This is a genomic window from Aeromonas sp. MR19, from assembly GCF_963899305.1.
GTDB classification, from domain to species: domain Bacteria; phylum Pseudomonadota; class Gammaproteobacteria; order Enterobacterales; family Aeromonadaceae; genus Aeromonas; species Aeromonas bestiarum.
Window position 1 is genome coordinate 193,914 of record NZ_CAWQWZ010000011.1, and the last position, 24,256, is coordinate 218,169.

Here is a 24,256-nt window from a genome sequence, read left to right on the forward strand (position 1 = left end):
CATGACCCCCTATCGCGCCGTTATCGGCCTTGCCGGCCACGTGGATCACGGCAAGACCCTGCTTATCAAGGCCCTCACCGGCATCACCACAGCCCGCGCCCACGAGCAGGCCATTGGCATGACTCAGGATCTCGGCTTTGCCCACTTCGACGACGGTCAGGGCAACACCATAGGCGTCATCGACGTGCCCGGCCACGAGCGCTATATCCGCAACATGGTGGCGGGGCTCTGGAGTCTGGATCTGGTGCTGCTGGTGATCGCCGCCGACGAGGGGTGGATGCCGATGACAGGGGATCACCTGCGCCTGCTCAAGGCGATGGGGGTGCCGCGCCTGCTGGTCTGCATCAACAAGTGCGATCTGGTCAGCGCCGACGAGCTGGCACTCCTTGAGGAGAGCTTGCTGGAGCGGGTGATGGACGAGAGCGGCATGGTGCCCGATATCGTCAGCGTCAGCGCCAAGACAGGTGCCAACATGGCCGCCCTGCACACTGCCATCGTGGGCCAGCTTGCCGATCTGCCAGCATCGCACGCTGCCCGCGAGCAGGGCGCGCCGCGCCGCTCTCGTGAAGCGGCGCCACCGCGCCTCTATGTGGACAGGGTCTTTACCGCCAATGGCACAGGCACAGTGCTCACCGGCACCCTGCAGCAGGGCAGCCTCAAGGTGGGAGACAAGCTGCGCCTCTACCCCGCCGATCGGGAGGTGCAGGTGCGATCCCTGCAGGCCTATCACCAGAGCGTCGATGAGATCGGCGCCGTCTGCCGGGTGGCGGTGGGCCTGAAAAAGGTGCCCCACAAGGAGGTGGCACGCGGCCACTGCCTCACCAGCGCCGCCGGCCAGTGCGAGGCGGCGACCCACCTTATCGTGCGACTGAACGAGGTCGGCGGCAGCATCCGGGAGCAGCGCAACCGCGAGGTGGAGGTGGCCCTCGGCAGCTGGCACGGCCGGGCCCGTTTTGTTCCGATCAAGGATACCCGGCTGGCGCGACTGATCTTTGCCAACCCCATCCCCTGCTTCTTCGGCCAGCCGCTTGCCATCATTCGCCACGGCAGCAGCGAACTGCTGCACGGCGCCCGCATCCTCTGGTGCGGCGATATTCACCCCGCCAGACGCAAGGCGCTGCACGCCCTGCTGGGCGAGCTGCCCGATGAACTCGCCAACTACAACCCGGCCACCCTGCAACTGGGGCTCAACGGCTATGTGCTGGCCAGCCGCTTTGGCGAGCTGCCGGGCCATGTCACCCCCCTCGGTGACTGGCTGCTGGACAACCACTGGCTGGCGCAGAGCCGCGAGCGGCTGCTCGCCACCCTGGCCAGCGAGCCGCTTAGCGCCGCCGAACTGGCGACCCGCTTTGGCATTGCCTTGCCGCTCACTCACGCCCTGCTCCAGCAACTCAAGGGCGAGCAGCTGATCCGCTTGCACTATGACAAGTGGCAGCCGGGCGGCGGCGAGTCGGAAGATGATTTGGGGGAAGAGGCGCAGCTGGTGCTCAAAGTGGTGCGAGATCAAGGCAAGGAGGGTTACGAGCCCGGTAAACTGGGCCCCGGCGGCGTGGAGCTGGATCCCTTTATCACCCGCAAGCTGCCCGCGGCCCTGCAGCAGGGGTTGCAGCGCAATGGTTTACAAAAAAACTGCGCGCTGCAAAAGCAGCTGCGCAACCTGGCGCGACTCAAGTATCTGGTGCAGCTCGATGGCCCCATCTACTACGACACCGCCCTTTACAACCAGATGGTCGCCGCCGTGCTGGCGGGCCAGCAGGTGGGAGATCTGATCGACATGGCATCCCTCAAGGAGATCACCGGCTTGTCGCGTAAATACGCCATTCCGTTCTGCCTGCGCATGGAGATGGATGGCTGGGTGCGGCGCGAGGAGAACGAGCGCCGGGTGCTGCGCCTGCCACAGACTCAAGATGCCATGCAGCAGGAGCCGGCATGACGGCCACGCTAGCAGCCCATTCTGCAGCAACCCGACTGCGCCGCGAATTTCATATCGACGGCATAGTGCAAGGGGTCGGCTTTCGCCCCTTCGTCTATGGGCTGGCGCTGCGCCACGCGCTTACCGGCTATGTGCTGAACGATGCCAACGGCGTCACCATAGGCGCAGAAGGCCTGCCCGAGCAGCTGGCCGCCTTTGCCCGCGAACTGCGGAAGCTGGCACCACCGCTCAGCCGTATCGATCATTTCAGCGAGCGGGAACTGCCCCGATATGCTGACCCCGAACATAATCCCGATTATGACGGCCAGTTTCATATCAAGGCCAGCCAGCAGCAGAGCGCCGCCACGGTCGCCATCTCGCCGGATCAGGGGATGTGCGAGGCATGCGCTCGGGATGTGGCCAATCCGGCGGATCGTCACCATCACTACCCTTTTACCAACTGCACCCACTGCGGCCCGCGCTACAGCATCATCCGCCGCCTCCCCTACGACAGACCCCACACCGCCATGGCGGGCTTTGCCATGTGCCCGCGCTGCGCGGCGGCTTATGAGGATCCGCTGGATCGGCGCTACCACGCACAACCGGTGAGCTGCCCCGAGTGCGGGCCCCACCTCAGCTGGCGCAGCGGCAATGGCGATGTGCAGGCCGAGCGTGAGGATGCCCTGCAAATGACTGCCCGCGCCCTGCAAGCGGGGGCACTGATTGCGGTCAAGGGGATGGGGGGCTATCACCTGATATGTGATGCGCGAAGCGAGTCCGCCGTGGCACGACTTCGCCAGCTCAAACGGCGCGAGCGCAAGCCGCTGGCGGTGATGATGGGCTCCCTTGCCGAGGCCAAACTGCATGTCACCGGCTGCGAGGAGGAGTGGAAGCTGCTCGCCTCTCAGGCCAGGCCCATCACCTTGCTGCGCAAGCGCACCAAGGATGATCGGCCGTCAGAATCCCAACACACCGCGGCCCCGCTGGCCGAAGGGATAGCCCCCGGCATTCCCTATCTCGGCGTCATGCTTCCCTACACCCCGCTCCATCAACTGCTGCTGGACGCATGCGCCATGCCGCTGGTGGCCACCAGCGCCAATGGCCGCGGCAGCCCGATCCTCATCGAATGCGATGCTGTGGTCAGCGAACTCGGGGGCGAAATCGACGGCATCCTGGATCACAACCGCCCCATACTGCACCCCTGCGACGACAGTCTGGTGCAGTGGGCAGGCGGGCGACGCCAGACTTTACGGCTGGCCCGGGGCTATGCCCCCTGCACCCCCAGCCTGAAAGAGGCGGTCAAGGTGCCGCTCTTGGCAGTCGGGGCGCAGCAGAAAAACCAGCTGGCGCTGGCCTTCGGCCGCCAGCGCATCTACAGCCCCTATATCGGCGATCTGTACAGCCTGCCGATGCAGGGCCACTTCGAGCAGACCCTCGCCACCTTCCGCGAACTCTACGATCTCAAGCCAGAACTGCTGGTGTCGGACTGCCACCCCGGCTATCTCAGCCACCAGTGGGCCAAGGGCTATTGCGCGGCAGAGGGTGCGACCCATCTCGAGGTACAGCACCATCACGCCCACCTGCTGGCTGTGATGGCCGAACACGACATCACGGGCCCAGTTCTGGGTGTTGCCTTCGATGGCACAGGCCTTGGGGATGACGGCACCCTCTGGGGTGGCGAGCTGCTGCTGGCCGATGTGAAGGACTTTACACGGGTTGCGCACCTCAAACCCTTCAAGCTGATCGGCGGCGAGGTGGCCATCCGCGAGCCGGTGCGCCAGCTGCTGGGGCTGCTGTTCGAATCCTATGCCGTGGAGGAGGTCTGCGCCCTCGATATTCCTTTGATCAACAAACTGCCCCTTGAGCGGATCCGCAATCTGCACCAGCTCTGGCAGCTGGGTCGCAACGCCCCTTACACCAGCTCCATCGGCCGACTGTTCGACGCCGTCGCGGCGCTGCTGGGGGTGATCGATACCCCGGATTACGAGGGAGAAGCCGGGCTCCTGCTGGAGGCAGCTGCCTTGCAACTGGCCCCCGATGAACTGCCCTTCCCCCTCGCCTTTGGCCTGAACCAGAGCGCAGAGGGGCCGCTGCTTATTGAGTGGGCCGCGCTGCTCAATACCCTTGTCGGCGAGCGGCGCAAAGGCACCTCCACCGCCAGCCTGGCCGCCGGTTTTATCTGCGCCATCAGCAATCTGGTCATCGCCCTGGCCGGGCGTTTCCCCGGCTATCCGGTGGCGCTCGGGGGCGGCGTGTTTCAAAACCGGGTGCTGATGGACCAGCTTGTGCCCGGCCTCGCAGCAGCCGGCCGCCAGGTATTGACCAGCGAAACCCTGCCGCTCAATGACGGTGGCATAGCCGCCGGTCAGCTCTGGTTTGCCATCCACCATATTGCCACGCACCAGCCTGCCACAACCGGTTGTGCCACCTTGTCGGAGTCCTGAAATCCATGTGTCTATCCATACCTTCTCAGGTGGTGCAGCTGCACCCAGAAGATAACTGCGTCACCGTCGACACCCTGGGGGTGCAGCGGCGCGTCAGCTGCATGCTGCTCGAAGAGCCCCTCAACCTTGGCGACTATGTGCTGCTCCATATCGGCTTTGTGATGAGCAAGATTGACGAAGCGGAGGCGCAGGCCAGCCTCGAGAGCTTCCGCCAGATGGTGGCCCTGATGCCCAAACAGGATATCTTGCCATGCTGACCTTGAATGACTTGTTTCAGGGCTTTCGCCAGCCCGAGGTGATCCGCGCCCTCGCCGCGCAAATTACTGAACTTGCAAAGGATCTGCCCGAGCCGCTGCGGGTGATGGAGGTGTGTGGCGGCCATACCCACACCATCATGAAGTACGGCCTGCCCCAGCTGCTGCCGGCCAGCATAGAGTTCGTCCATGGCCCCGGCTGCCCGGTCTGCATCATGCCCAAGGAACGCATCGATCAGGCCATCGAACTGGCTAGAGAGCCCAACGTCATTCTGGTCACCCTGGGGGACATGATCCGGGTGCCGGGCTCCAGGGGCACGCTGGCCCAGCAGCGGGCCAAGGGGAGCGATATCCGCCCCGTCTATGACCCCCTCGATGCGCTGCGCATCGCCAAGGAGAACCCGGACAAAACCGTGGTCTTCTTCGCCATCGGTTTCGAGACCTCCACCCCCATGACAGCCGCGCTGCTGGCAGCAGCCGACGCTGCGGGGGTGGAGAACCTGCTGTTTCATATCAACCATGTGCTGGTACCGCCCGCCATCCACGCCGTGATGGCCGACGGGGTTGCCAAGGTCAACGCCTTTATCGGCCCCTCCCACGTCAGCGTCATCACAGGTGCCGATATCTACCTGCCCATCGTTGATCGCTATCAGGTGCCTGTGGTGGTGAGCGGCTTCGAGCCGGTGGATGTAATGGAGGCGCTGCTGATGATGGTGCGTCAGAAGGTGGAGGGGCGCTACGCCCTGGAGGTGCAGTACAGCCGCGCCGTCACCGCCAACGGCAACCGCGCCGCCCAGCGGCTGGTCGACCAATATTTTGAGACCCGCGAGCACTTTCGCTGGCGAGGTCTCGGGGACATCAACGCCTCCGCCCTGCGCCTGCGCGATGCCTTCGCCAGGCGCGATGCGGAGCGCCACTTTCAACTCAGTGAGACCCCCATCGATGACCATAAGGCGTGCCAGTGCGCCGACATTCTGCGCGGGCTGGCCAAGCCGAACCAGTGCAAGGTCTTTGGCCGGGGCTGCACCCCGACCCAGCCCATGGGCAGCTGCATGGTCAGCTCCGAGGGGGCCTGCAATGCCTACTACCGCTATATGGGGATCCAGCAGCAATGAGAGAAACTCAACTTAGCCACGACGGTCAGGTGATGGGTGGAGATGAACCAGCCTGTTTCGGCAATCTTGTGGAGAACCAGACCCGATGAGAGAAATTCAGTTAAGCCATGGGGGCGGTGGCGTCGAGATGAACCAGCTTATCAATAGGCTCTTCTTCCACCACTTCGGCAACGAGATCCTGCTGCGCGGCGAAGATGCCGCCCTGCTGCAGGTAGAGGGCCCCGTCGCCTTCACCACCGACAGCTTCACCGTCTCGCCGCTGTTCTTCGAGGGGGGCGATATCGGAAAATTGGCCATCGCAGGCACGGTCAACGATCTCGCCATGATGGGGGCCAAACCGGAATACCTCAGCTGCAGCTTCATTATCGAAGAGGGGTTCCCCTACGCGGATCTCGTCCGCATCGTCGAGTCGATGTCCGCAGAGCTTGCCAAGAGCGGTGCCCGTATCGTCTGCGGCGACACCAAGGTGGTGCCGAGGGGAGCGGCCGACAAGATCTTCATCAACACCAGCGGGGTCGGCACCTTCCCCCTGCCCGAGCAGAGCCGGGGCATCTCGGTACGAAACCTCAAGGCCGGTGACGCCATTCTGGTGTCACGGGATATCGGCAGCCACGGCGCCTGCATCCTGATGGCCCGCGACGCCCTGCAGCTGGGCTCGACACTCAAGAGCGACTGCACCACCCTCTGGCCTCAGGTGGAGGCGCTGCTGCAAGCGGGGCTTACCCCCCATGCCCTGCGCGATGCCACCCGCGGTGGCCTCGCCGCCGTGCTCAACGAGTGGAGCACCGCCTCCCAAGTGGCCATCGAGCTGGAGGAGTCCGCCATTCCGGTCTGCGATCCGGTGCGCGGCCTGTGCGAGCTCTACGGCTTCGAGCCCCATGATCTCGCCAACGAGGGCACCATGGTGCTGGCTCTGCCTGCCGAACAGGCGCAAGACGCGCTGGGCATATTGCGGCAGTTCAACCCCTCCGCCAGCCAGATAGGCGTGGTGCAGACGAGCGATCGCCACAAGGTGGTGCTCAACAACCCCTGGGGCAGCCGCCGTTATCTGGAGCTGCCGCAAGGGGAACTGCTCCCGCGGATCTGTTGATCGGCATTGCCGTTCACCAAGCGGATGCATGTCACAAGGAGGGGGAACGGTTCCTCCTCCCAATATCGGTTAAGGAGTCACCATGCACGAAATGTCTCTGGCCATGGCTGCCATCGATCTGGCGGCTGAACAGGCCGCCCAGCGGGGCTTTAACAAGGTGACAGCCCTCTGGCTCGAGGTCGGCAGCTTCTCCTGCGTCGACCCGGACACCATTGCCTTCTGTTTCGAAGCCGCCGCCAAGGGCACCGCCGTCGAAGGCGCCCGGCTCCACTTTCAGCATCAGGCGGCAGAAGCCTGGTGTTACGACTGCAACCAGACGGTCACCCTCACCGAGCGCGGGCAGGCCTGTCCCGAGTGCGGCGGATACAAATTACGAGTCGCGCAAGGCGATAGCCTGCGCATCACCGACATCGAGGTAAGTTGATATGTGTAGCGTATGCGGATGCGGCCAGGCGCGGATCGCCGGCCATGAAGAGGATCACGACCATGCACACCCCCACGCTCACGATCATGAGCACCATCATCACCATGAACATGAGCACGGCCACCCTCATGCCCATGAGGCTCAGCACCATCATGGCCATGAGCAGAGCGCACCGCGCACCCTGATCATTCACCACCACTATCACCATCAGGGGGATGTCCATCACCACTACCACGGGGTACGGGCGCCAGTGGGAGCAGAGGGTCATGAGCTCCATCACGATCACCCCCACGACCATCATCATGATCATGCCCACCCGCATCACCATAGTCATGCTCATGACCACAGCCATTCTCATGACCATGACCATGACCATGACCATGACCATGACCATCAGCAGGGTGATCTGCACTACGGCAAAGGGGAAGCGGGATTGTCGGTCCCGGGCATGGGACAGCGCCAGCTGATCGCCATCGAGATGGATGTGCTGGCCAAGAACAACAAGCTGGCAGCCCACAACCGCGAGCACTTCGACGAGGCGGCCCAGCTGGTGCTTAACCTGGTGTCGAGCCCGGGTTCAGGCAAGACCACCTTGCTGTGCGAAACCCTGCGCCAACTGGCCGACAAGCGCCCTTGCGCAGTGATCGAGGGGGATCAGCAGACCAGTGCCGATGCGGATCGCATCCGTGCCACCGGCGTCCCTGCCGTGCAGATCAATACCGGCAAGGGCTGCCATCTGGATGCCAAAATGGTCCACGACGCCTGCCACCAGCTGCCCGCCAATGAAGGGGGCATCCTGTTTATCGAGAACGTGGGCAATCTGGTCTGCCCCGCCAGCTTCGATCTCGGCGAGAAGTACAAGGTGGCGATCCTCTCCGTCACCGAGGGGGAAGAGAAGCCCCTCAAATACCCGGACATGTTTGCCGCCGCTCAGCTGATGGTGATCAACAAGATTGACCTGCTGCCCTATGTCAGCTTTGACGTGGCCCGCTGCATCGAGAACGCCAAACGGGTCAACCCCTATATCCAGGTGATCCAGGTCAGCGCCACCACGGGTGAAGGGATGGATGCCTGGCTTAACTGGCTGGCCAGTGCCTGAGTGGTAAACCGGTTAAACGCCGTTGCTAACGGCAGATAAAGAGAGGGAGGCTGATGCCTCCCTCTAACATTAAGATACTCATTACATTTCTATCTTACATACACCATAAGTTGGTCACTGTAAGTAGACTTTACAGGGTTATGCCAGAGAATATATTTGTCTGACATTGCGTATAGGTTCCCCTGATAAGTTGGCGTACTTGGATGCCCAACAAGGGTATAATCTGAACCAACTGCATTACAGCCCTCATCTTCAGCATGCACCAGTACTGGTACACTCAGGTCATCTGACAATGGCTTACATAAATCCATAGAACTTGCAGCAGCGATATTCATAATGCCCCAGATACCGGTATTGGGTTGAACAAACAAAACTTCTTTCATTTTGCTTTTCAACATAACCCACTCTTCAGCCTTAAGATATTGACTACTACTGAGCGTAGTTATTTCATCAACAGCGTCTCCAATCCCCTGACGAACACCCGCTCGCACAGCAACCAGTTGCCAGCCACCGCCATCAATCTCCACATTACAGTACTGGCCATTGTACCAGCCAGTTTGAGTTGCACCGGAGCACCCTTCGTTTTCAACATCGGAACTCAAAAGACGGAAATCGCCACCATTTCCAGTTGTATCGTACCAATTACCTTTATACTGACCGTCTTCAGACTTAGTCCCAAGGTAGTAACTAACAGTGTCTTTTGTTGTTTTATCAAAACGAATAACTTTCTCATTGTTAGAAAAATATCCCCGTGTGACAGAGGATTCATCATATCCAGAGAAAGCATCTTGTTGCTTGTTGACTGTTAAGCCAACCGTGTTACCTTCGGTGACAATACCATCAACAATACCATCTTGTTCTATTTGATATTCGACGACCGTTGCATTAGCACCAAATGCCATAGCCAAAAGAGAAATATAGATAGCCTTCATAATTTATCCATACGTGACGTATATCACATTAAGTTTATAGTTAAGCTTTGCAAAAAAAGCCTCCATTGAGGCTCATCAAGAGTAAGGTATCACGATTAACAAGTACAGGTTTTTACAATTTCAGCCATGTAATGACACATCCATTAATAACTTCATTGTCAGCACTCTCTCTAGGCAACATTATCGCCCATGTCTGCGAACTGAAAAATTGGCACAGTCCTATCACAAAACTTTCAATGGTGAAAAGCAGACCTTAAACTGTAATTAAGATCTTAATTCACGAATTCACTCAATAACGGCTATTGAGATAAATGGACACAGACCAAATATTTCTACCCGGTGGCAGATCTGGCGCAGCAGCGCCTGCTGGTGACTGAAGACAAGCATGCCGAGCCCGCGCTGTTCGCACTCACGCATCAACTCCCGCCAGAGTTGGCGTTGAATTTGCGGATCCAGCTGGGCGGTCACCTCGTCGGCGACAAGCAACCGGGTGCGGGGATCCAGGGCGCGCAGCAGCGCGATGCGGGCCAGCTCGCCACCGGAGAGCTGGCCTGGCTTGCGCTCAAGCCACTCGGGCTTGACCATAAAGCGGGCCAGCATGGCATCATCGGGGCGCCACACATCCCACAGCGCCTGCCCTGTGGTGCGATAGGGATTGAAGGTGAGTTCGGGGTGCTGGGGCACCAGCTGGATTGGGTTGTAGCCTTTTACCCGTTCAGGCAAAGGCTGCCCATCCAGCAGGATCTGCCCACCTGCCCTAACTGGTTGCCAACCCGCCAATACCCGCCCCAGCGTGGTCTTGCCATAACCGCTCGGGGCAGACACCCCCAGCCGCTCACCGGCTTTCACCGCCAGCGACAACCCCTGCCAGAGAGGGCGCTCCCCCTGGGCGATGGTGAGATCCCGTACTTCAAACATCAGCAGACCTCCGGGGTAACAAAGGGTGAATGGCGTTGTTGCGAGCCCTGAGATTGAATCCCCGCCATTGCATATTTGCCGCGCAGCAAGCTGCCTGTTTAAGAGACTCGAACATCAGGAAACCTCCGGCGCAGAGAAGAGCGAGTTGAACTCCGGCAGCGCCTGCCAGTGGGCACGGAGCATCTCGCTCCCCAGCCCCTGGCGCAGATGGTGGCTGCTCAAGGTGTCGCTCACCTGCCCCTGATGGAGCGCCACAATGCGATCGGCAAAGCGGGCCGCCAGCGCCAGATCGTGGGTGACCCAGAGGATGCCGCTGCCCTGATTGGCCAATTCACGCAATTGGCTGAGCAGCAGACAGGCCAGCCCTTCGTCGAGCCAGGCAGTGATCTCGTCCGCCAGAATGTAGCGGGCGCCGCCGAGTGCCGCAGTGCAGGCCAGAATGCGCTTGGCCATGCCGCCGGAGAGTTGACGCGGGTATCTGTCCAGCGTGGTGGCGGGCAACTGGTATCGCAGCAGTTGCTCGCCAAGCCGCTCGCGGGAACCGTTCTGACCACATAGCTTGGCCGCGCGGCCAAGCTGGCGCTCCACTGTCAGCAATGGATTGAGGGCGCTCACCCCCTGCGGCACATAGCAGAGGGTATGGCCACGCAGACGGGCCCGGCTGGCGTCGCACAAGGGCGTGCCATCGAGGGAGATGGCGCCACGCATCCGCAGGTTGTCCGGCAGCAGGGTCAGGGCGCTTTGCAGCAGCAGGCTCTTGCCCTCGCCGCTCCCTCCCACCAGTGCCACTATCTCCCCCGGCGCCAGTTGCAGGCTGATATCGGTCAGTAAAGGCTGCCAGCTGCGTCGCCCCAGCCAGGAGTAGTGGGCCGCCTCTATGGTCACATGGTCAAAACTCAGCATGGTTCGCTCCTGTGCCACAGCAGCTGTTGCAGAGCGCGGGTAGCCTGATCAAACAGCAGTACCAGCAGCAGCAACATCAGTCCCGGGAAGAGGGCCAGCCACCAGCCGCCACCGGCCAGATAACGCAGGGCATCGGCCAGCAGCAGGCCAAGGGAGGCCTCGTGGGCCGCCAGACCAAAGCCGAGAAAGCTCAAGGCCGCGCTGTGCAGCACCGCATGGGGAAACATCAGCAGGGTGCCGATAAACCACTGGGGCAACAACCCCGGCAGCAGGTGGGTGCGCCAGCGACGCAGTGCTCCCATCCCCTGACAGCGGGCCAGCACCACGTAATCGCTGCAAGCGATCCGCCGCGCCTCCGCGCAGAGGATCAGCGCCAGCTTGGGCCAGTGGGTGAGCGCCACCGCCAGGATCACCCCGCGCATGCCGCCCCCCACGGTAAAGCAGATCAGGATCAGCAGCAGCATATGGGGCAACGCCAGCATGGCGTCGATCACGAGGCGCACTGCCACATCGCATCTGGGATGAATGAGCGACACGCTTGCCGCCACCATGGCCAGCAGGCCACTACAGAGCGCAGTGCTGATCCCCAGCTCCAGACTGGTGAGGGTGCCTTGAAAAGCCCGCAGCCAGAGATCCCGCCCCATCTGATCGGTGCCAAACCAGTGGGCCAGCGAGGGGGGCTGCTGGCGCGCCAGCAGATCCATCGGTACATCCTGAGCCGACAAGCCCCAGCCATAGGCGGCCAGCAGCGCCAATCCGATCAGGGCAAAACCCAGCCGCAGCAGTGAAGGAAGCGGATTAAACAGCATGCTCACCCTCCCAACCCCGATTGATGCGCGCCAGCAGCAAACTGGCCACCGTATTGCCAATAAAGACCAGCAGGGTGCAGAAGAGCACGATTCCCATCAGCAAGGGGATGTCTCCCCTCAGCCCCGCATCCACCGTCGCTTGCCCGAGCCCCGGGTAGGAGAAGACCTTCTCTGCCAACAGCGATCCGCCAATCAACTCACCCAGCGAGGCAAACTGCAGGCAGATCGCCGGGGTCAGGGCGTGGCGCAGCACATGAAAGCGCAACATGGGCCAGCCACCATCCCCCTGGGCGCGGGCGTAGCGGATAAAGTCGCTCTCCAGCACCTCGGCCACCCGCCCCCGGGTGTGCAGGGCAATATTGCCCACCCCGAGCAGCGCCAAAGTAGTCACCGGCAGCAACAGATGGCGCAATCGCATCAACCAGTCCGCCTCATCGGCAGCGAGGCCCGGCGTCCAGGCGCAGCAGACCGGCAGTAGCGGCCAGTGCACCGCAAACAGCGCCAGCAGCAAGAGGCCAACCCAGAAGGTGGGCAAGGAAGCGAGCAAGTAAGCAAAGCGGCAAATAAAGCGATCGGGCCAGCGGTTGAGATAGCGACCGGCGCAGAGCCCGAGCAGGATGCCGAAAAAACCGGAGAGCAGCCATGCCCCCGCCAGCAGCAGGAAAGAGGCGGCAAAGCGTTGGCCTATCACCTGAGCCACAGGCGCGTTGTAGAGCATGGAATAGCCGAAATCCCCCTGCAGCACTTGGGTAAACCAGTGCCAGTAGCGCAGCCAGAGCGGCTGATCCAACCCCCAGCGGGCGGCAATGCGGGCGTACTGCTCTGGCGGCACATGGAGCAGATCGTTGCCGATATAGGCCTTGATGGGATCGATGGGGGAGTAGCTCAGCAGCACAAAGGTGGCGACAGAGACCAGACATAGCAGCCCTGCCAGACGCAGCAGGGCTTTTACCAGAATGTAACCGGAAGAGCTAAAGGGCGAACTTAACGGCACGTCCACCGCCAATCCTGCAGGTTGTTGAGCAAAGACCAGCTACCGTGAATTTCTGGCGCCCCCTTGCCAAGGTCAATGCAACTGTTGGCCAGATAGGTGTGCTGCACATTGAGCAGCCAGGCCCAGGCGGCATCCCCCTGCACCCCGGCGCCGCTCTTGCCATCCCACTCCACCTGCTGCCAGAAGGGCACTGCCGCCTGCCAGTTCGGGGCATCCAGCGCCTGCTTGAGGTGGCCATCCACCACAGGATTGCTGTAGTGGCCCGGGTTGTAGAACTCTACCCCGCCCGAACCGCTCTGGTAGTGGTGATAGAGCTCCATGGGATCCAGACTCCCCCACCCCATCAGCACCGGATTGGCGTGCATCTCCCGCTCCACCTGCTCCCAGCTGCCGGATTTGAGGCTCACTTCGAGACCGATGGGTTTGAGCATGGCACGCACCGCTTCCGCCAGATCCCGGCGGGTGCTGTCGCCACTGGTGTACCAGAGGGTAATGGCGGCGCGCAGGTCGCCCTTGTGGCGAATGCCGTCACTGCCCCTCTTCCAGCCCGCCTCGTCGAGCAGGGCGTTGGCATGGGCGACATCCCCATCCTTGAAGGCGGTGGCCTTGTTCAGCCAGGGCAAGCCTTCCACCGCGCTGTAAGCGGGGATGGCGTGCCCTTCAAGCAACTGATCGGCCAACAGCTTGCGGTCGATGGCGTAGTTGATGGCGCGGCGCATCGCCACATCCGAGGTCACGTCGTTGCCAATGGGATAGCCCTTGGCATCTTTTTTACCAGCAGCCGGAATGGGGAAGACGATGCCACGGTTCTCCACGCTCGGCCGTACCCACAGCTTGAGCGAGGCAGGTACGGTGGGCGCCAGCGACGGGGGGATGCGCACCAGATCGAGCTGGCTGCTCTGGGCAGCGGCATAGGCGCTCTCTTCATCGATAAAGACAAACACCAGCCGTTTGAAATCATTGTTGCCACCGGCGTAATAGGGGTTCGCCTCCACCACCAGTTGCTGACCGGGCAGGAAGCTCACCAGCCGGTAGGGGCCTGCGCCGACCGGCTTTTGAGCGTACGCCTTGGGATCGTAATCCTTCTTCGACACAATGCCGAGCGACCCCAGCACGTTGACGAAGGTGCTCTGGGGGGCGCTTAAGACGATGGCCACCTCGGTAGGCGAGACCACTCTGGCCGAGACAAAGTTGCCCATGTCGATCTTGCCGCCGCCTTTGGCCGCGCTGTTGTAGGTAAAGGCCACATCCTCGGCGGTGAGCGGCGCGCCGTTGGAGAATTTCAAATCCGGCTTGAGGGTAATGAGCCACCCCTTGCCATCCTTGCTCGGGGTCACCGCTTGGGTGAGCAGATCCTGCCAGCTGAGATCAGCGTTCTGCTTGAGCAGCGGGCTGTGCAGCAGCAGGTAGCTGCCGTGGCTCCAGCCCAGCAGAGGGTCAAACCCTTCGGTGGGCTCAGCGCCGATGGCGAGTTTGAGTTCGGCAGGCACAGGTTGGGCGGCGGCCAGCGCCACGTGGGAGGCGGTGCCCTGCAGCAGAGTCAACAGGGCGGCAGCACTGGGGCCGACGTAATGGCGAAGGCAATTGCGTGGAATCGTCATGGGGATCCTTTTTATGGTTCCACTCACTCTTTATCTCTGAAAGAAGAGGTTGAATGCGTGCTGGTAAATGCGAGTGAGGGGCCAAAGTGGCCCCCTATTCTAAACTTGATTTCGCGTGAAACCTAGCGACTATGCCGGTTGGCCACGCCGGGCACCAAATAGCCGTCTGCGCCCCAGATCCACACCGCCAGCCCCTTGCTGCACCGGCAAGGAGAGCAGCATCTTGAGGGTGCTGTTCACCAGCGAGCGCCCCTGCTCGGCCCCGAGATGGGGTTCGAGCGGCGACATCAGGGAGCAGGCCAGCAGCTGACCACTTTCGGGCAGTTCACCCACCATAAAGGTCAGGTTGCCGCAGGGGAGCTGCAGGGCTAGCCGATCGCTGCTGCTGCGCACCGGCCACAGTTGATCCGGCCCCGGCAACACCACCACGCTCAGCATCCAGGGGGTGAGCACGCAGCCGAGCCACTGCTCTTCAAACAGCACGCACTCGGCCACGATGGGCATGGTGGCGTGATAGAAGGGCAGCCCTTGCATCTCCTCTCGGGCGATCCGCTCATACTGGGCTACCAGCAAAGGCGCAGGATTGGTGGCAAAACCCGAAAAATCCTGCACGCGTTCCTGCATGGCATCTGCCTCGCTTAAATGGGACTGCGCCATAAGCCCTCCCGTTCTTGTTCTGCTCGTTCCTGTTCGGAAAGCGGGATGGCGGGAGCGCCAACACTGGCCAGCAGGGTCAAAATCCGATCCGTCGCCTCCCCCATGGCGGCTGCCACCACTGGGGTGAGGCCGATGCGCGGTTCGAGGGATTCGGGTTCTATGCCGATCAGGGTGAGCCGCTTGGGCGACTCCCCCGTCATGTACAGCGCCGAGAGCACGTCCGCCAGCCCCAGCTGGTGCGGGGAGATCTTGCGGCCAAACAGGGTCGGGATCTCCTCATCCTTCAGGGTCACCACTGTACCCGGCGGGTTACCGCTGCGCACTGCATCCGCCAGAATGATGTGGTCGCGACTGGCCATGGCTTCCAGCAGCTCCATACCGGCGGTGCCGCCGTCCAGCAGCTCGATGCCGGGGGCAAAACGGTATTCGCGCCCCAGCCCCTCGACGATGCGCACACCGACGGCCTCGTCGCTCAGCAAGAGGTTGCCCACGCCCAGGATCAGGGTGTTCATCACAGCACCTTCACCTGAGTCACTTCGCCATTTTGGGTATCCACCACGTGGACCGCGCAGGACATGCAGGGGTCGAACGAGTGGATGGTACGCACCACTTCCAGCGGTTTGGCGGGATCCGCCACCGGGGTGCCTACCAGCGCCTGCTCGTAGGGGCCGGGCTCGTCATTGAAGTTGCGCGGGCCCGAGTTCCAGGTCGATGGCACCACCGCCTGATAGTTGGCGATCTTGCCACCCTTGATGACGATCCAGTGGGAGAGCATGCCCCGCGGCGCCTCTTCAAAGCCCACCCCGCGAAACTCTTTGTCTGCCGGGATCTCGGCCTTGATGTAGGCGGTGGTATCCCCCTTGCCAATGTTGTCGACAAGCGCCTTCCACTGGTGCGCCAGGGTATCTTTCAGCACGCAGCAGCGCACCGCGCGGCCTATGATGCGGCCCATGGTGGAGTGCAGCTGTTCGGTCTTGATGGCCGAACCGGTGAGCGCCTTGTAGATGCCGTTCAGCTGGTCGAAGTGCGCCACCGTCTCCGGGTGTTTGGCGGCCAGTTTCACCAAGAGGTCTGCGAGCGGCCCCACCTCCACCACCTTGCCGTAGAAGGTGGGGGATTTGACCCAAGAGTATTTGCCATCGTCCTGCCAGCCGGTGTAGTTGGGCTCGGTTTTGCCCTCCCACGGCTTGAGAGGTTCGTCATCCTTGTACCAGGCGTGCTTGTTGCTCTCGGCGATGCCATCCATCAGCCAGGCATCCTGATGGCTCTCGATGGGACGATAGCCGGCCAGATCGCCGTTCTCGATGTAGCCACCCGGCATCAGGAAGCTGCCGCCGTCACCGTCGGTGGGCAGCTCCGGCACGCTCAGGTAGTGCTTGGCCCCCTGCCCCAGGTTCAGCCACTCGGGGTAGTGCGCGGCTATGATGGCGGCATCCACCTTGTAGACCTGCTCGATAAACTCGCCGAGCCGATCGATGAAGCTCTTCACGTAGAGCAGCCGCTCCAGGTTGAGCACGCTCGGCGCATCCAGGTTGATGGGGTTGGCCACCCCGCCCACCGCCAGGTTCTGGATGTGGGGAGTCTTGCCGCCGAGGATGGCGACGATGCGGTTGGCATCGCGCTGGCACTCCAGCGCTTGCAGGTAGTGGGCCACGGCGATGAGGTTCACCTCCGGGCTCAGCTTCATCTCCTTGTGACCCCAGTAGCCGTTGGCAAAGATGCCGAGCTGGCCGCTCGCCACCAGAGCGCGGATCTTGTCCTGCACCTTGGTCAGCTCTTCGGCGCTGTTGAGGGACCAGGTGGACACCCCTTTGAGGATGTCCGCCGCCTTTTGCGGGTTGGCCTGCAGTGCAGCCGTGATGTCCACCCAGTCCAGCGCGGAGAGCTGGTAGAAGTGGACTATGTGATCGTGGATATTGTGGGCCGCGATGATGAGGTTGCGGATGTACTGGGCGTTGACCGGCACCTGGGCGCCGATGGCGTTCTCCACCGCCCGCACCGAGGCGATGGCGTGAATGGAAGTACATACCCCGCAGATGCGCTGCACTATCATCCAGGCATCGCGCGGGTCGTTGCCCTTGACGATCTCCTCCATCCCACGCCACATGGTGCCGGACGACCAGGCCTTGGTGACTATGCCGCCTTCGATCTCGCAGTCGATACGCAGGTGCCCCTCAATACGGGTGATGGGGTCTATGGTGATACGTTGGCTCATACGTTGGCTTTCCCTCGGGCCTGATAATCTTGGTGAACACGTTCAAGTGATGGCAGTACCGGCAAGAGCCGGATCAGCAGCAAATAGGCACAGACCTCGATGGCGACGAAGCCAAGGGAGATCAGCACTTCCGCCGCGGAGGGGAAGTAGTGATAGCCATTGCCGGGGTTGAAGGCGAGCAGGGAGTAATCCAGTCGCCAGAGGGCGGCGCCCAGCAGCATGCTGAGTGCCCCCAGGAACAACATGCGCGAGTCCCGGCGGCTCTTGTCCCAGTGGAACACCAGCAGCGGGAATATCATCAGTGCAATCTCGCTCCAGAACATGACGGCGTAGCGGTTGAACTCTGAGAGATAGGCCGACTTGTCGTTGATGACGATCTCGGCAAAGCGCAGCGCCACAAACAGGATCAGGAAGATGTCGATCACCTGGGTCAGCTTGTAGAACAGCGACTTCTCGTTGGGGCCCCGCCCCGCCAGCCCCGCCTGCACCAAAGAACCTTCAAACACTACGATGGAGAAGCCCATGATGAAGGCGGTCAACAAGGAGAAGACCGGCAGCAGCTCGTAGCTTTGCCAGAGCGGATGTATCTTCTCCCCCGCCACTATCATCAGGGATCCCATGGAGGACTGGTGCATGGTGGGCAGCAGGGCACCCAGCGCCAGGATGAAGAACATGATCTTGTTGAGCCGGGCCATGGAGGTCTTCCAGCCGAACTTCTCCAAGAGCACGGGCGCAAACTCCAGCGCCATCACCCCGATATAGATGGTCATGCAGACCGCCGTCTCGAACAGCACAGAGGAGGTGTTGAAGAAACCCGGAATGTAGAAGTAAGGCAGGTTCCAGTAACGGCCTACATCGATTGTGATGGAGAGGCCGCCAAGGGAGTAGCCGAACAGACTCGCCAGCAGGGCCGGTCGCACCAGGGGGTGATACTCGCCCCGGTTGAAGACGTAGACCGCCCAGGCCAGTGCCCAGCCGCCGCAGGCAAAACCTGTACCGATCAGCAGATCAAACGAGATCCACAGCCCCCAGGGATAGCCGCCGTTCAAATCAGTGACCGAACCCAGCCCGAAGATGAGGCGTTTGAGGATCAGCATGCCGCACAGGATGACGAAGGGCGCCAGCACTATGACGGGCCAGCTGACCAGCTTGCCACCGAGCGGATGTGCCTTGTGGTTACTCATGATCCTTGCCTCCCTTGTCAGAACCCGGCTCTTTGCCCTGCCCAGGCGCATGGTCTTCGTCATGAGGGTGCGCCTGATCGTGCTTCTTGGCGTTGCGGCGAATGAGCACGGAGAGGCCGGTCAGCACCACCATGGGCAGCACCATCCCCTTGTAGAGGGTGTGCTGGATATGCTCCGAGCGCGCCCCGGAGGAGAGCTCCGGCAAGTCCGGCATGTCGAGCTTGGTGTAAGGCACCCCGGCCAACACCAGCACCTGGGTGCCACCGCCCTCTTTCTCGCCATAGACGTAGGGCTGGTAGTTCGGCACTTCATGCAGATAAGGATCGTTGGCGTTAAGGGTCTGGCGCGGATAGGCGTACTCGCTGCCCGGGCTCGCCAGCAGGCGGCGCCTGGCCTCGGCCATCAGATCCTCGCGGCTGCCGAAGATGACGGCGCCGGTCGGGCACACCTCGACACAACCGGGCAGCTTGCCCTGATCAATCCGCTCAAGCCCCTGCTGGTTGCAGAGCTCGCACTTGTGAATGGCCCCGAACGGGTTGTCGTAGTCATATTTGGGCACATCGAACGGGCAGCCCACCATGCAGTAGCGGCAGCCGGTGCAGACGCTCGGGTCGTAGTGGACTATGCCGGTCTTGGGATCTTTTTTAAGGGCCTGCACCGGACAGACGGAGACACAGTTGGGATCGACGCAGTGCATGCACTGCTTCTTGATGTAGGCATAGCCATCCACCAGCTGATCCTTGTTCTCACCCGTGCCGCTCTTCCACACCTGGATGATGTTGTTGGTGTAGGGAGTCAGCTTGTCGTTGTTGGACCAGGTCTGCTCCCCCGCCGGGTTGGCCGGGCTGCCGTTGAGGCGCTGGCACTCCGCCACGCAGGCCTGACAGCCGACGCAGAGGGTGGAGTCGTACAACATGCCGAGCGATCCGGGAATGGGCGGCTTGTTCTTGGCCGCCGCCATGGCGCTGCCGGGCACGGCAGCCCCTGCCGCCAGCGCGCTGGCGGAGGCAAACTTGAGGAAATTGCGTCTGTTCACGGTCACTCCTCCCGTGATGGGTGCTGCCCGGCTTCGTGGCGCTTCTGCTGGCGACCGAGTTCGCGCACCGTCATCAGGCTCACCCCCACCAGTACCCCGAGGGCACCGCCGATGAGGCCGGTGGCGGTGGGCGACATGTGTCCCCCCTCCTGAATGGCCACGTCGGGTTTCTCCACCCGCGGGGTCGGATTTTCGACCTTGGCGAGCTGGAAGATCCCCTTGCTGAAACCCACCCCCTGTTCGTTGCAGCCGTAGCAGGGATGGCCTATGCCCACCGGCCAGATGCCGCCACCCACGTCGCAGAACTCCAGGGTCGAGCAGTTGCCGTAGGTCTCGGGCCCCTTGCAGCCAAGATGGTAGAGGCACCAGCCCTGACGGTGGCCCTCGTCGCCGAACTCCTTGGCAAAACGTCCCGCATCGAAGTGCGGGCGGCGCTCGCAGTTCTCGTGGATGAGGCGCTCATAGGCAAACAGCGGGCGCTTCTTGCTATCCAGCGCCGGCAACTTGCCGTAGGTGATGTAGTAGGCGACCGTGGTGAGGAAGTTGTGGGGGTTGGGCGGGCAACCTGGAATATTGATGATGGGGGTGCCGATATTGCCGAGGGCCTCCTCCAGGCTGACGGCGCCGGTCGGGTTGCCACCGCTGGCGGGCACGCCGCCCCAGGCAGAGCAGGAACCGATGGCGATGACGGCAGCCGCATCGGCAGCCGCACGGCGGATATGATCGACTATGGGTTCACCGGCCACCATGCAGTAGACGCCACCATCTTTCAATGGAATGGAGCCGTCCACCACCAGCACATACTTGCCCTTGTAGCGCTCGATGGCGTTGCGCTTGTTCTCTTCCGCCTGATGGCCAAAGGCCGCCGAGAGCACCTCGTGGTACTCCAGCGAAATGGTGTTGAGGATCAGGTTTTCTATGGTGGGGTGGGTTGAGCGCAGCAGTGACTCGGTGCAACCCGTGCACTCCTGCGCGCCAATCCAGATCACCGGTGGCCGCTCGGGGCTGGTGAGCGCCATGGCCATCTTGGCCACGGCATTCTGGCTTAATCCCAGGGTTGCGGCCATCCCGGCGCACAATTTCATAAAGTCACGGCGATTAATTCCATGAGCCGATAAAAAATTATCCTCGACCATTCTTCTTATTCCCGTTAGTGAGCACTTGTTTGATAAATGCTTAATAGCGGAAATGCTAAGGACTCCCCTCTCCTCCCGTGTTGATCTCCATCAAGCTGTGGGACATTATCCGGATATATAACTCATCATCATTAATTTAAAAAAACCATATGCAGCATATAGTTAGCAAAACCTCCAATGAACCAACAAAATACCTATAAAGGGTTATTTTTGTGGATTTATGAATTAACAACATAAAAATCATTCGTTAATTCGCGATGTTAAATAATCAGAATGAAAGCGTTGTCACACTATTTTACAGGCCACTGATGTTATCAGCCATGAGTGATCGCCAGAAAAGAAAGAGGCCGATAAAATATACCTTTATTATTTGTGATAATATATGTAAACAACAAGAATGGACTTGCCAATGATATTTATTATCAGCTGTCGCTCCGTCAATATCGTGCTCATGGCAGCGCTCATTCAACTGCCTTTTATTTGGGCAAAACCGCACTACGGCCAGGAGCCTTCCCCTCGTTTCCACCCCTAGCCCCCATATGAGGTTGCACAATCAGTGCCAAGTGTCTCCCAGGTCTGGTTGCAATATAAAAAATCTCTCCAACATCAGACTCTTGAACAACAATTATCACTGAGGCCCAGAGCTGGCCTCGCCCCTGCGCTGGGGCCCACTCCTGATGTAGCGTCGAGAGGATGACTTATGGGCAAGACCATACTGGTGGTGGATGATTCCGTCGGGATCAGGGCGGCCATCACCATGACGCTCAGCAGCGCCGGTTTTGACGTGATAGAAGCAGAAGATGGCGAGGCCGCCCTCATCCAGCTGGGCAACCAACGCGTACACCTCATTATTTCAGACCTCAACATGCCCGGCATGGATGGCATGACGCTGCTCAGACGGGTCAAGGCGCAGCAGACGACCCGCTACCTCCCCTTCATCATGCTGACCACGGAAGACTCCGACCAGATCAAGCGAGAGGGATTCGAGGCCGGCGCCCGGGTCTGGCTGACCAAGCCGTTCGAGCCGCTCAAGCTGCTCGATGATGTCTACAAGGTGGTGCAACCATGATCCGGGAGCGACTGTCATGAGCCTGGAACTCGATACCCGGCACACGCCCCCCACCGCCACCCTGAGCGGTGAACTGAGCATAATGACGCTGGGGGATCTGCAGGACGATCTGTTCGGCCTGCTCAACTTTGCCGACCTGAACCTGGACTTGAACCCGCTGGAGGTGCTCGACGGCTGTGGCGCCCAGCTCATCGCCATCTTGCAGCAGGAAGCAAGCCAGCAGAGCAAGCGGCTGCGGCTGCTGGCGAGCGATGAGTGTGTCGCCCACGAGGTATTGACCGAGCTGGGGTTGTGGGCAGACGTAGGCTCAGAGGGGGCGATTCATGGACATCAATAAGGCCCGCGCCCTCTTTTTCGAAGAGGCCTATGAGCAATGCGACAACCTGGAACATGCCCTGCTGGATCGTGAGAGCTATCCGGCCCACCCCGACACCTACAACCTGATGTTTCGCACCGCCCACACCATCAAGGGTTCGGCGGGCATGTTGGGGCTGACCATGCTGGTGCGCTTCGCCCATGCCATGGAAAACATGCTGGAGCGGCTGCGCAGCGGCGAGATAGCGCTGGATGAACACCTGATCAACCTGTTGCTGGCCTGCAACGATCAACTGCGCGATCTGTTGCAGGGCGCCGAACACAATCCCGAACTGCAGCAGACCGAGACCCAGCAGATCCTGGCCCTGCTCTCCCAGTTGCAGGGTCACCAGACCCTGCCCAGCGAGCCGCTGGCCATGCCCTCGCCGACCCCCGTCGCCTCGCAGGATCTGCGCCCCTGGCACCTCTCCTTGCGCTTCTATCCGGCACTGTATCAGGATGGCTTCGACCTGCTTGCCTTCATCCGCTACCTGGCCAATCTGGGACGGATCCACTTCATCCAGCCAGTCTGGCACGAGTGGCCACCACTGCAACTGCTCGATCCCACAGAATGTTTTCTCGGCTACGAGATAGGCCTGCTCAGTGCCGAGCCCAGAGAGCGGATCCTGGGCACCTTCGACTTTATCGCCCACGCCAGCCTCATCAGCGTGCTCACGCCGCATCAGGATCTGGCGCTGTTTGCCGAGCAGGGCCAACGGCTGGCGGCATGGCGGGATGAACCTCTCTCGGCCCAGCTGCAACGCTGGATAGCCGCCCAGGCACTGACCGAAGCGGAAGCCGCCCGCATCGCGAGCGGTGACTTGTCGAGTGCCGCCACGACGCCGACACCAACGGAGCCCGATCCGGCCCCCATCCCCGCCCCCCTGGTTCAGGCCAAGCCGCAGCTGCGCGCCGAAGGGCACTATATCCGGATCGAGGCGGCCAAGCTGGATCGCCTGATCAACCGGGTCGGCGAGCTGGTGATCGCCACCTCGGCCACCACACTGCAGGCCAGACTCAGGGGGGATGCGGAGCTCATCGAATCAGTCGCCACCGTCAACACCCTGGTGGAGGGGATACGTGACGATGCCCTGACCCTGCGCATGGTGCCCATCAACGAGATCTTCAACCGTTTCCCGCGACTGGTGCACGAACTCTCCCAGCAGACGGGCAAGGAGATCCAGCTGCAGATCCGCAACGCCGACACCGACATAGACAAATCCATGGTCGAGAAACTGACCGATCCCCTGATGCACCTGGTGCGCAATGCCGCCGATCACGGCCTCGAAGATCAGGCACTGCGGCTGGCGGCCGGCAAGCCGGCGCAAGGGGTGATCACCCTGAACGCCTACCATGACGCCGGTGCCGTTGTGGTGGAGGTGAGCGATGACGGCCGGGGCATAGATCGCGACAAGATCCTCGCCAAGGCCCACGCCCAGGGCATGGTGCCGGAGGGCAAGGTGTTCGGTGAGCAGGAGATCTTCCAGCTGCTGTTCCTGCCGGGGTTCTCGACCGCCGCCGATGTCAGCGATCTCTCGGGGCGCGGGGTCGGGCTGGATGTGGTCAAGCGCAATCTGGACTTTCTGCGCGGTGAAACCACCATAGAGAGTCGGCTGGGTGCAGGCACCACCTTCCGGCTCAGGCTGCCCCTGACCCTGGCCATCATAGACGGCTTCCGGATTGAGGTGGATCACGCCTCCCTGGTGATCCCCCTCGACATGATGGTCGAGTGCATCGACCTGCCGCCGGATGCCCTGCACAGCCAGAGTCGCCAGATCAACGTGCGCGGAGAGTGGGTTCCCTTCATCGCCCTGCGCGAACTCTTTGCCCTGCCGGCGGCGACCGAACCCGAGTTCGTGGTGATGGTCGATTACGCCGACAACCGCGCCGGTATCGTGGTGGATCGCCTGATAGGGGAAGTGCAGGCGGTGATCAAGCCGCTGGGAGACTTGTTCAAATCCCTGCGTTACGTCAGCGGCTCCACCATTCTGGGTAATGGCCAGCCGGCGCTGATCCTCGACGTACCCCAACTCATCCAGCTGGCGTGGCGGCGGGAGCAACACTTGCTCCATCAGCAGGCCGACGCCCTGTACACCATCAGGCATTGACC

The 24,256-nt window shown here is 61.4% G+C and carries 23 protein-coding genes; 10 read left to right on the forward strand and 13 right to left on the reverse strand.

The annotated features are described in order from the left end of the window. Window position 1: 1 nt before the first annotated feature. The 6 genes from selB (at window position 2) to hypA (ending at window position 7,239) form a co-directional block, all read left to right on the forward strand. On the forward strand, window positions 2–1,933 hold the full coding sequence (selB, locus tag AACQ95_RS06615; RefSeq protein WP_241278124.1) for a selenocysteine-specific translation elongation factor: 1,932 nt from the start codon (window positions 2–4) through the stop codon (window positions 1,931–1,933). After that, a complete protein-coding gene (gene hypF / locus AACQ95_RS06620; RefSeq protein ID WP_241278125.1) occupies window positions 1,930–4,356 on the forward strand; it encodes a carbamoyltransferase HypF in 2,427 nt (808 codons plus the stop codon). The genes selB and hypF overlap by 4 nt, the downstream gene beginning before the upstream one ends. Window positions 4,357–4,361: 5 nt before the next feature. After that, window positions 4,362–4,613 carry a HypC/HybG/HupF family hydrogenase formation chaperone gene (locus AACQ95_RS06625; RefSeq protein WP_241278126.1) on the forward strand — a complete coding sequence of 84 codons (252 nt, stop codon included), beginning with the start codon at window positions 4,362–4,364 and terminating at the stop codon, window positions 4,611–4,613. Continuing rightward, window positions 4,607–5,725 carry a hydrogenase formation protein HypD gene (hypD, locus tag AACQ95_RS06630; RefSeq protein WP_241278127.1) on the forward strand — a complete coding sequence of 373 codons (1,119 nt, stop codon included), beginning with the start codon at window positions 4,607–4,609 and terminating at the stop codon, window positions 5,723–5,725. Before AACQ95_RS06625 ends, hypD begins: the two co-directional genes overlap by 7 nt. An 85-nt stretch (window positions 5,726–5,810) precedes the next feature. Continuing rightward, entirely contained in the window at window positions 5,811–6,815 is a 1,005-nt protein-coding gene (gene hypE, locus AACQ95_RS06635) for a hydrogenase expression/formation protein HypE (protein WP_241278128.1), read from the forward strand. A gap of 82 nt (window positions 6,816–6,897) precedes the next feature. Beyond that, window positions 6,898–7,239 carry a hydrogenase maturation nickel metallochaperone HypA gene (gene hypA, locus AACQ95_RS06640; RefSeq protein ID WP_098984267.1) on the forward strand — a complete coding sequence of 114 codons (342 nt, stop codon included), beginning with the start codon at window positions 6,898–6,900 and terminating at the stop codon, window positions 7,237–7,239. Here the strand turns inward: hypA and AACQ95_RS06645 are convergent. Next, complete coding sequence (locus AACQ95_RS06645; protein WP_241278129.1) at window positions 7,217–7,609, reverse strand: hypothetical protein; 393 nt, start codon at window positions 7,607–7,609, stop codon at window positions 7,217–7,219. The two genes, hypA and AACQ95_RS06645, sit on opposite strands and share 23 nt — an antisense overlap. On the opposite strand from AACQ95_RS06645, the gene hypB reads away from it, so the two are divergent. After that, a complete protein-coding gene (gene hypB, locus AACQ95_RS06650; protein ID WP_241278130.1) occupies window positions 7,490–8,338 on the forward strand; it encodes a hydrogenase nickel incorporation protein HypB in 849 nt (282 codons plus the stop codon). The two genes, AACQ95_RS06645 and hypB, sit on opposite strands and share 120 nt — an antisense overlap. Before the next feature lie 89 nt (window positions 8,339–8,427). Here the strand turns inward: hypB and AACQ95_RS06655 are convergent, their stop codons facing one another. The 12 genes from AACQ95_RS06655 to hybO form a co-directional block, all read right to left on the reverse strand. Then, the gene (locus tag AACQ95_RS06655; protein ID WP_241278131.1) at window positions 8,428–9,270 is read right to left on the reverse strand and encodes a hypothetical protein; all 843 of its coding nucleotides are present in this window, start codon (window positions 9,268–9,270) and stop codon (window positions 8,428–8,430) included. Window positions 9,271–9,555: 285 nt separating this feature from the next. Next, on the reverse strand, window positions 9,556–10,188 hold the full coding sequence (locus tag AACQ95_RS06660) for an ATP-binding cassette domain-containing protein (RefSeq protein WP_241278132.1): 633 nt from the start codon (window positions 10,186–10,188) through the stop codon (window positions 9,556–9,558). Window positions 10,189–10,302: 114 nt separating this feature from the next. Beyond that, window positions 10,303–11,091 (reverse strand): ATP-binding cassette domain-containing protein, encoded by a 789-nt coding sequence (locus AACQ95_RS06665; RefSeq protein ID WP_241278133.1) that lies wholly within the window; start codon window positions 11,089–11,091, stop codon window positions 10,303–10,305. Then, window positions 11,085–11,900 carry an ABC transporter permease gene (locus AACQ95_RS06670; RefSeq protein ID WP_241278134.1) on the reverse strand — a complete coding sequence of 272 codons (816 nt, stop codon included), beginning with the start codon at window positions 11,898–11,900 and terminating at the stop codon, window positions 11,085–11,087. Before AACQ95_RS06670 ends, AACQ95_RS06665 begins: the two co-directional genes overlap by 7 nt. Next, window positions 11,890–12,900, reverse strand: a complete 1,011-nt coding sequence (locus AACQ95_RS06675) for an ABC transporter permease (RefSeq protein ID WP_241278135.1) — start codon at window positions 12,898–12,900, stop codon at window positions 11,890–11,892. Before AACQ95_RS06675 ends, AACQ95_RS06670 begins: the two co-directional genes overlap by 11 nt. Beyond that, window positions 12,885–14,495, reverse strand: coding sequence for an ABC transporter substrate-binding protein (locus AACQ95_RS06680; RefSeq protein WP_241278136.1), 1,611 nt, complete (start codon window positions 14,493–14,495; stop codon window positions 12,885–12,887). Before AACQ95_RS06680 ends, AACQ95_RS06675 begins: the two co-directional genes overlap by 16 nt. A 129-nt stretch (window positions 14,496–14,624) precedes the next feature. After that, window positions 14,625–15,152 (reverse strand): hydrogenase-2 assembly chaperone, encoded by a 528-nt coding sequence (gene hybE / locus AACQ95_RS06685; RefSeq protein ID WP_241278137.1) that lies wholly within the window; start codon window positions 15,150–15,152, stop codon window positions 14,625–14,627. After that, window positions 15,134–15,664: a HyaD/HybD family hydrogenase maturation endopeptidase gene (locus AACQ95_RS06690; protein ID WP_241278138.1), complete on the reverse strand. Its 531-nt coding sequence runs from the start codon at window positions 15,662–15,664 to the stop codon at window positions 15,134–15,136. The genes hybE and AACQ95_RS06690 overlap by 19 nt, the downstream gene beginning before the upstream one ends. Continuing rightward, a complete protein-coding gene (gene hybC, locus AACQ95_RS06695; protein ID WP_241278139.1) occupies window positions 15,664–17,367 on the reverse strand; it encodes a hydrogenase 2 large subunit in 1,704 nt (567 codons plus the stop codon). Before hybC ends, AACQ95_RS06690 begins: the two co-directional genes overlap by 1 nt. After that, window positions 17,364–18,551: a Ni/Fe-hydrogenase cytochrome b subunit gene (gene hybB / locus AACQ95_RS06700; protein WP_042871392.1), complete on the reverse strand. Its 1,188-nt coding sequence runs from the start codon at window positions 18,549–18,551 to the stop codon at window positions 17,364–17,366. Before hybB ends, hybC begins: the two co-directional genes overlap by 4 nt. After that, window positions 18,544–19,587, reverse strand: a complete 1,044-nt coding sequence (gene hybA / locus AACQ95_RS06705; protein ID WP_241278140.1) for a hydrogenase 2 operon protein HybA — start codon at window positions 19,585–19,587, stop codon at window positions 18,544–18,546. Before hybA ends, hybB begins: the two co-directional genes overlap by 8 nt. A 2-nt stretch (window positions 19,588–19,589) precedes the next feature. Next, on the reverse strand, window positions 19,590–20,723 hold the full coding sequence (gene hybO / locus AACQ95_RS06710; RefSeq protein WP_042871387.1) for a hydrogenase 2 small subunit: 1,134 nt from the start codon (window positions 20,721–20,723) through the stop codon (window positions 19,590–19,592). A 700-nt stretch (window positions 20,724–21,423) separates the two neighbouring features. Here hybO and AACQ95_RS06715 point away from each other — a divergent pair. Genes AACQ95_RS06715 through AACQ95_RS06725 form a run of 3 tightly spaced genes read left to right on the forward strand, consistent with a single transcriptional unit; the run spans window position 21,424 to window position 24,254 of the window. Further along, complete coding sequence (locus tag AACQ95_RS06715) at window positions 21,424–21,792, forward strand: response regulator (protein ID WP_098984279.1); 369 nt, start codon at window positions 21,424–21,426, stop codon at window positions 21,790–21,792. A gap of 16 nt (window positions 21,793–21,808) precedes the next feature. Continuing rightward, the gene (locus AACQ95_RS06720; protein WP_098984280.1) at window positions 21,809–22,129 is read left to right on the forward strand and encodes an STAS domain-containing protein; all 321 of its coding nucleotides are present in this window, start codon (window positions 21,809–21,811) and stop codon (window positions 22,127–22,129) included. Then, on the forward strand, window positions 22,116–24,254 hold the full coding sequence (locus AACQ95_RS06725) for a chemotaxis protein CheA (protein WP_241278141.1): 2,139 nt from the start codon (window positions 22,116–22,118) through the stop codon (window positions 24,252–24,254). Before AACQ95_RS06720 ends, AACQ95_RS06725 begins: the two co-directional genes overlap by 14 nt. The last annotated feature ends 2 nt before the right edge of the window (window positions 24,255–24,256 follow it).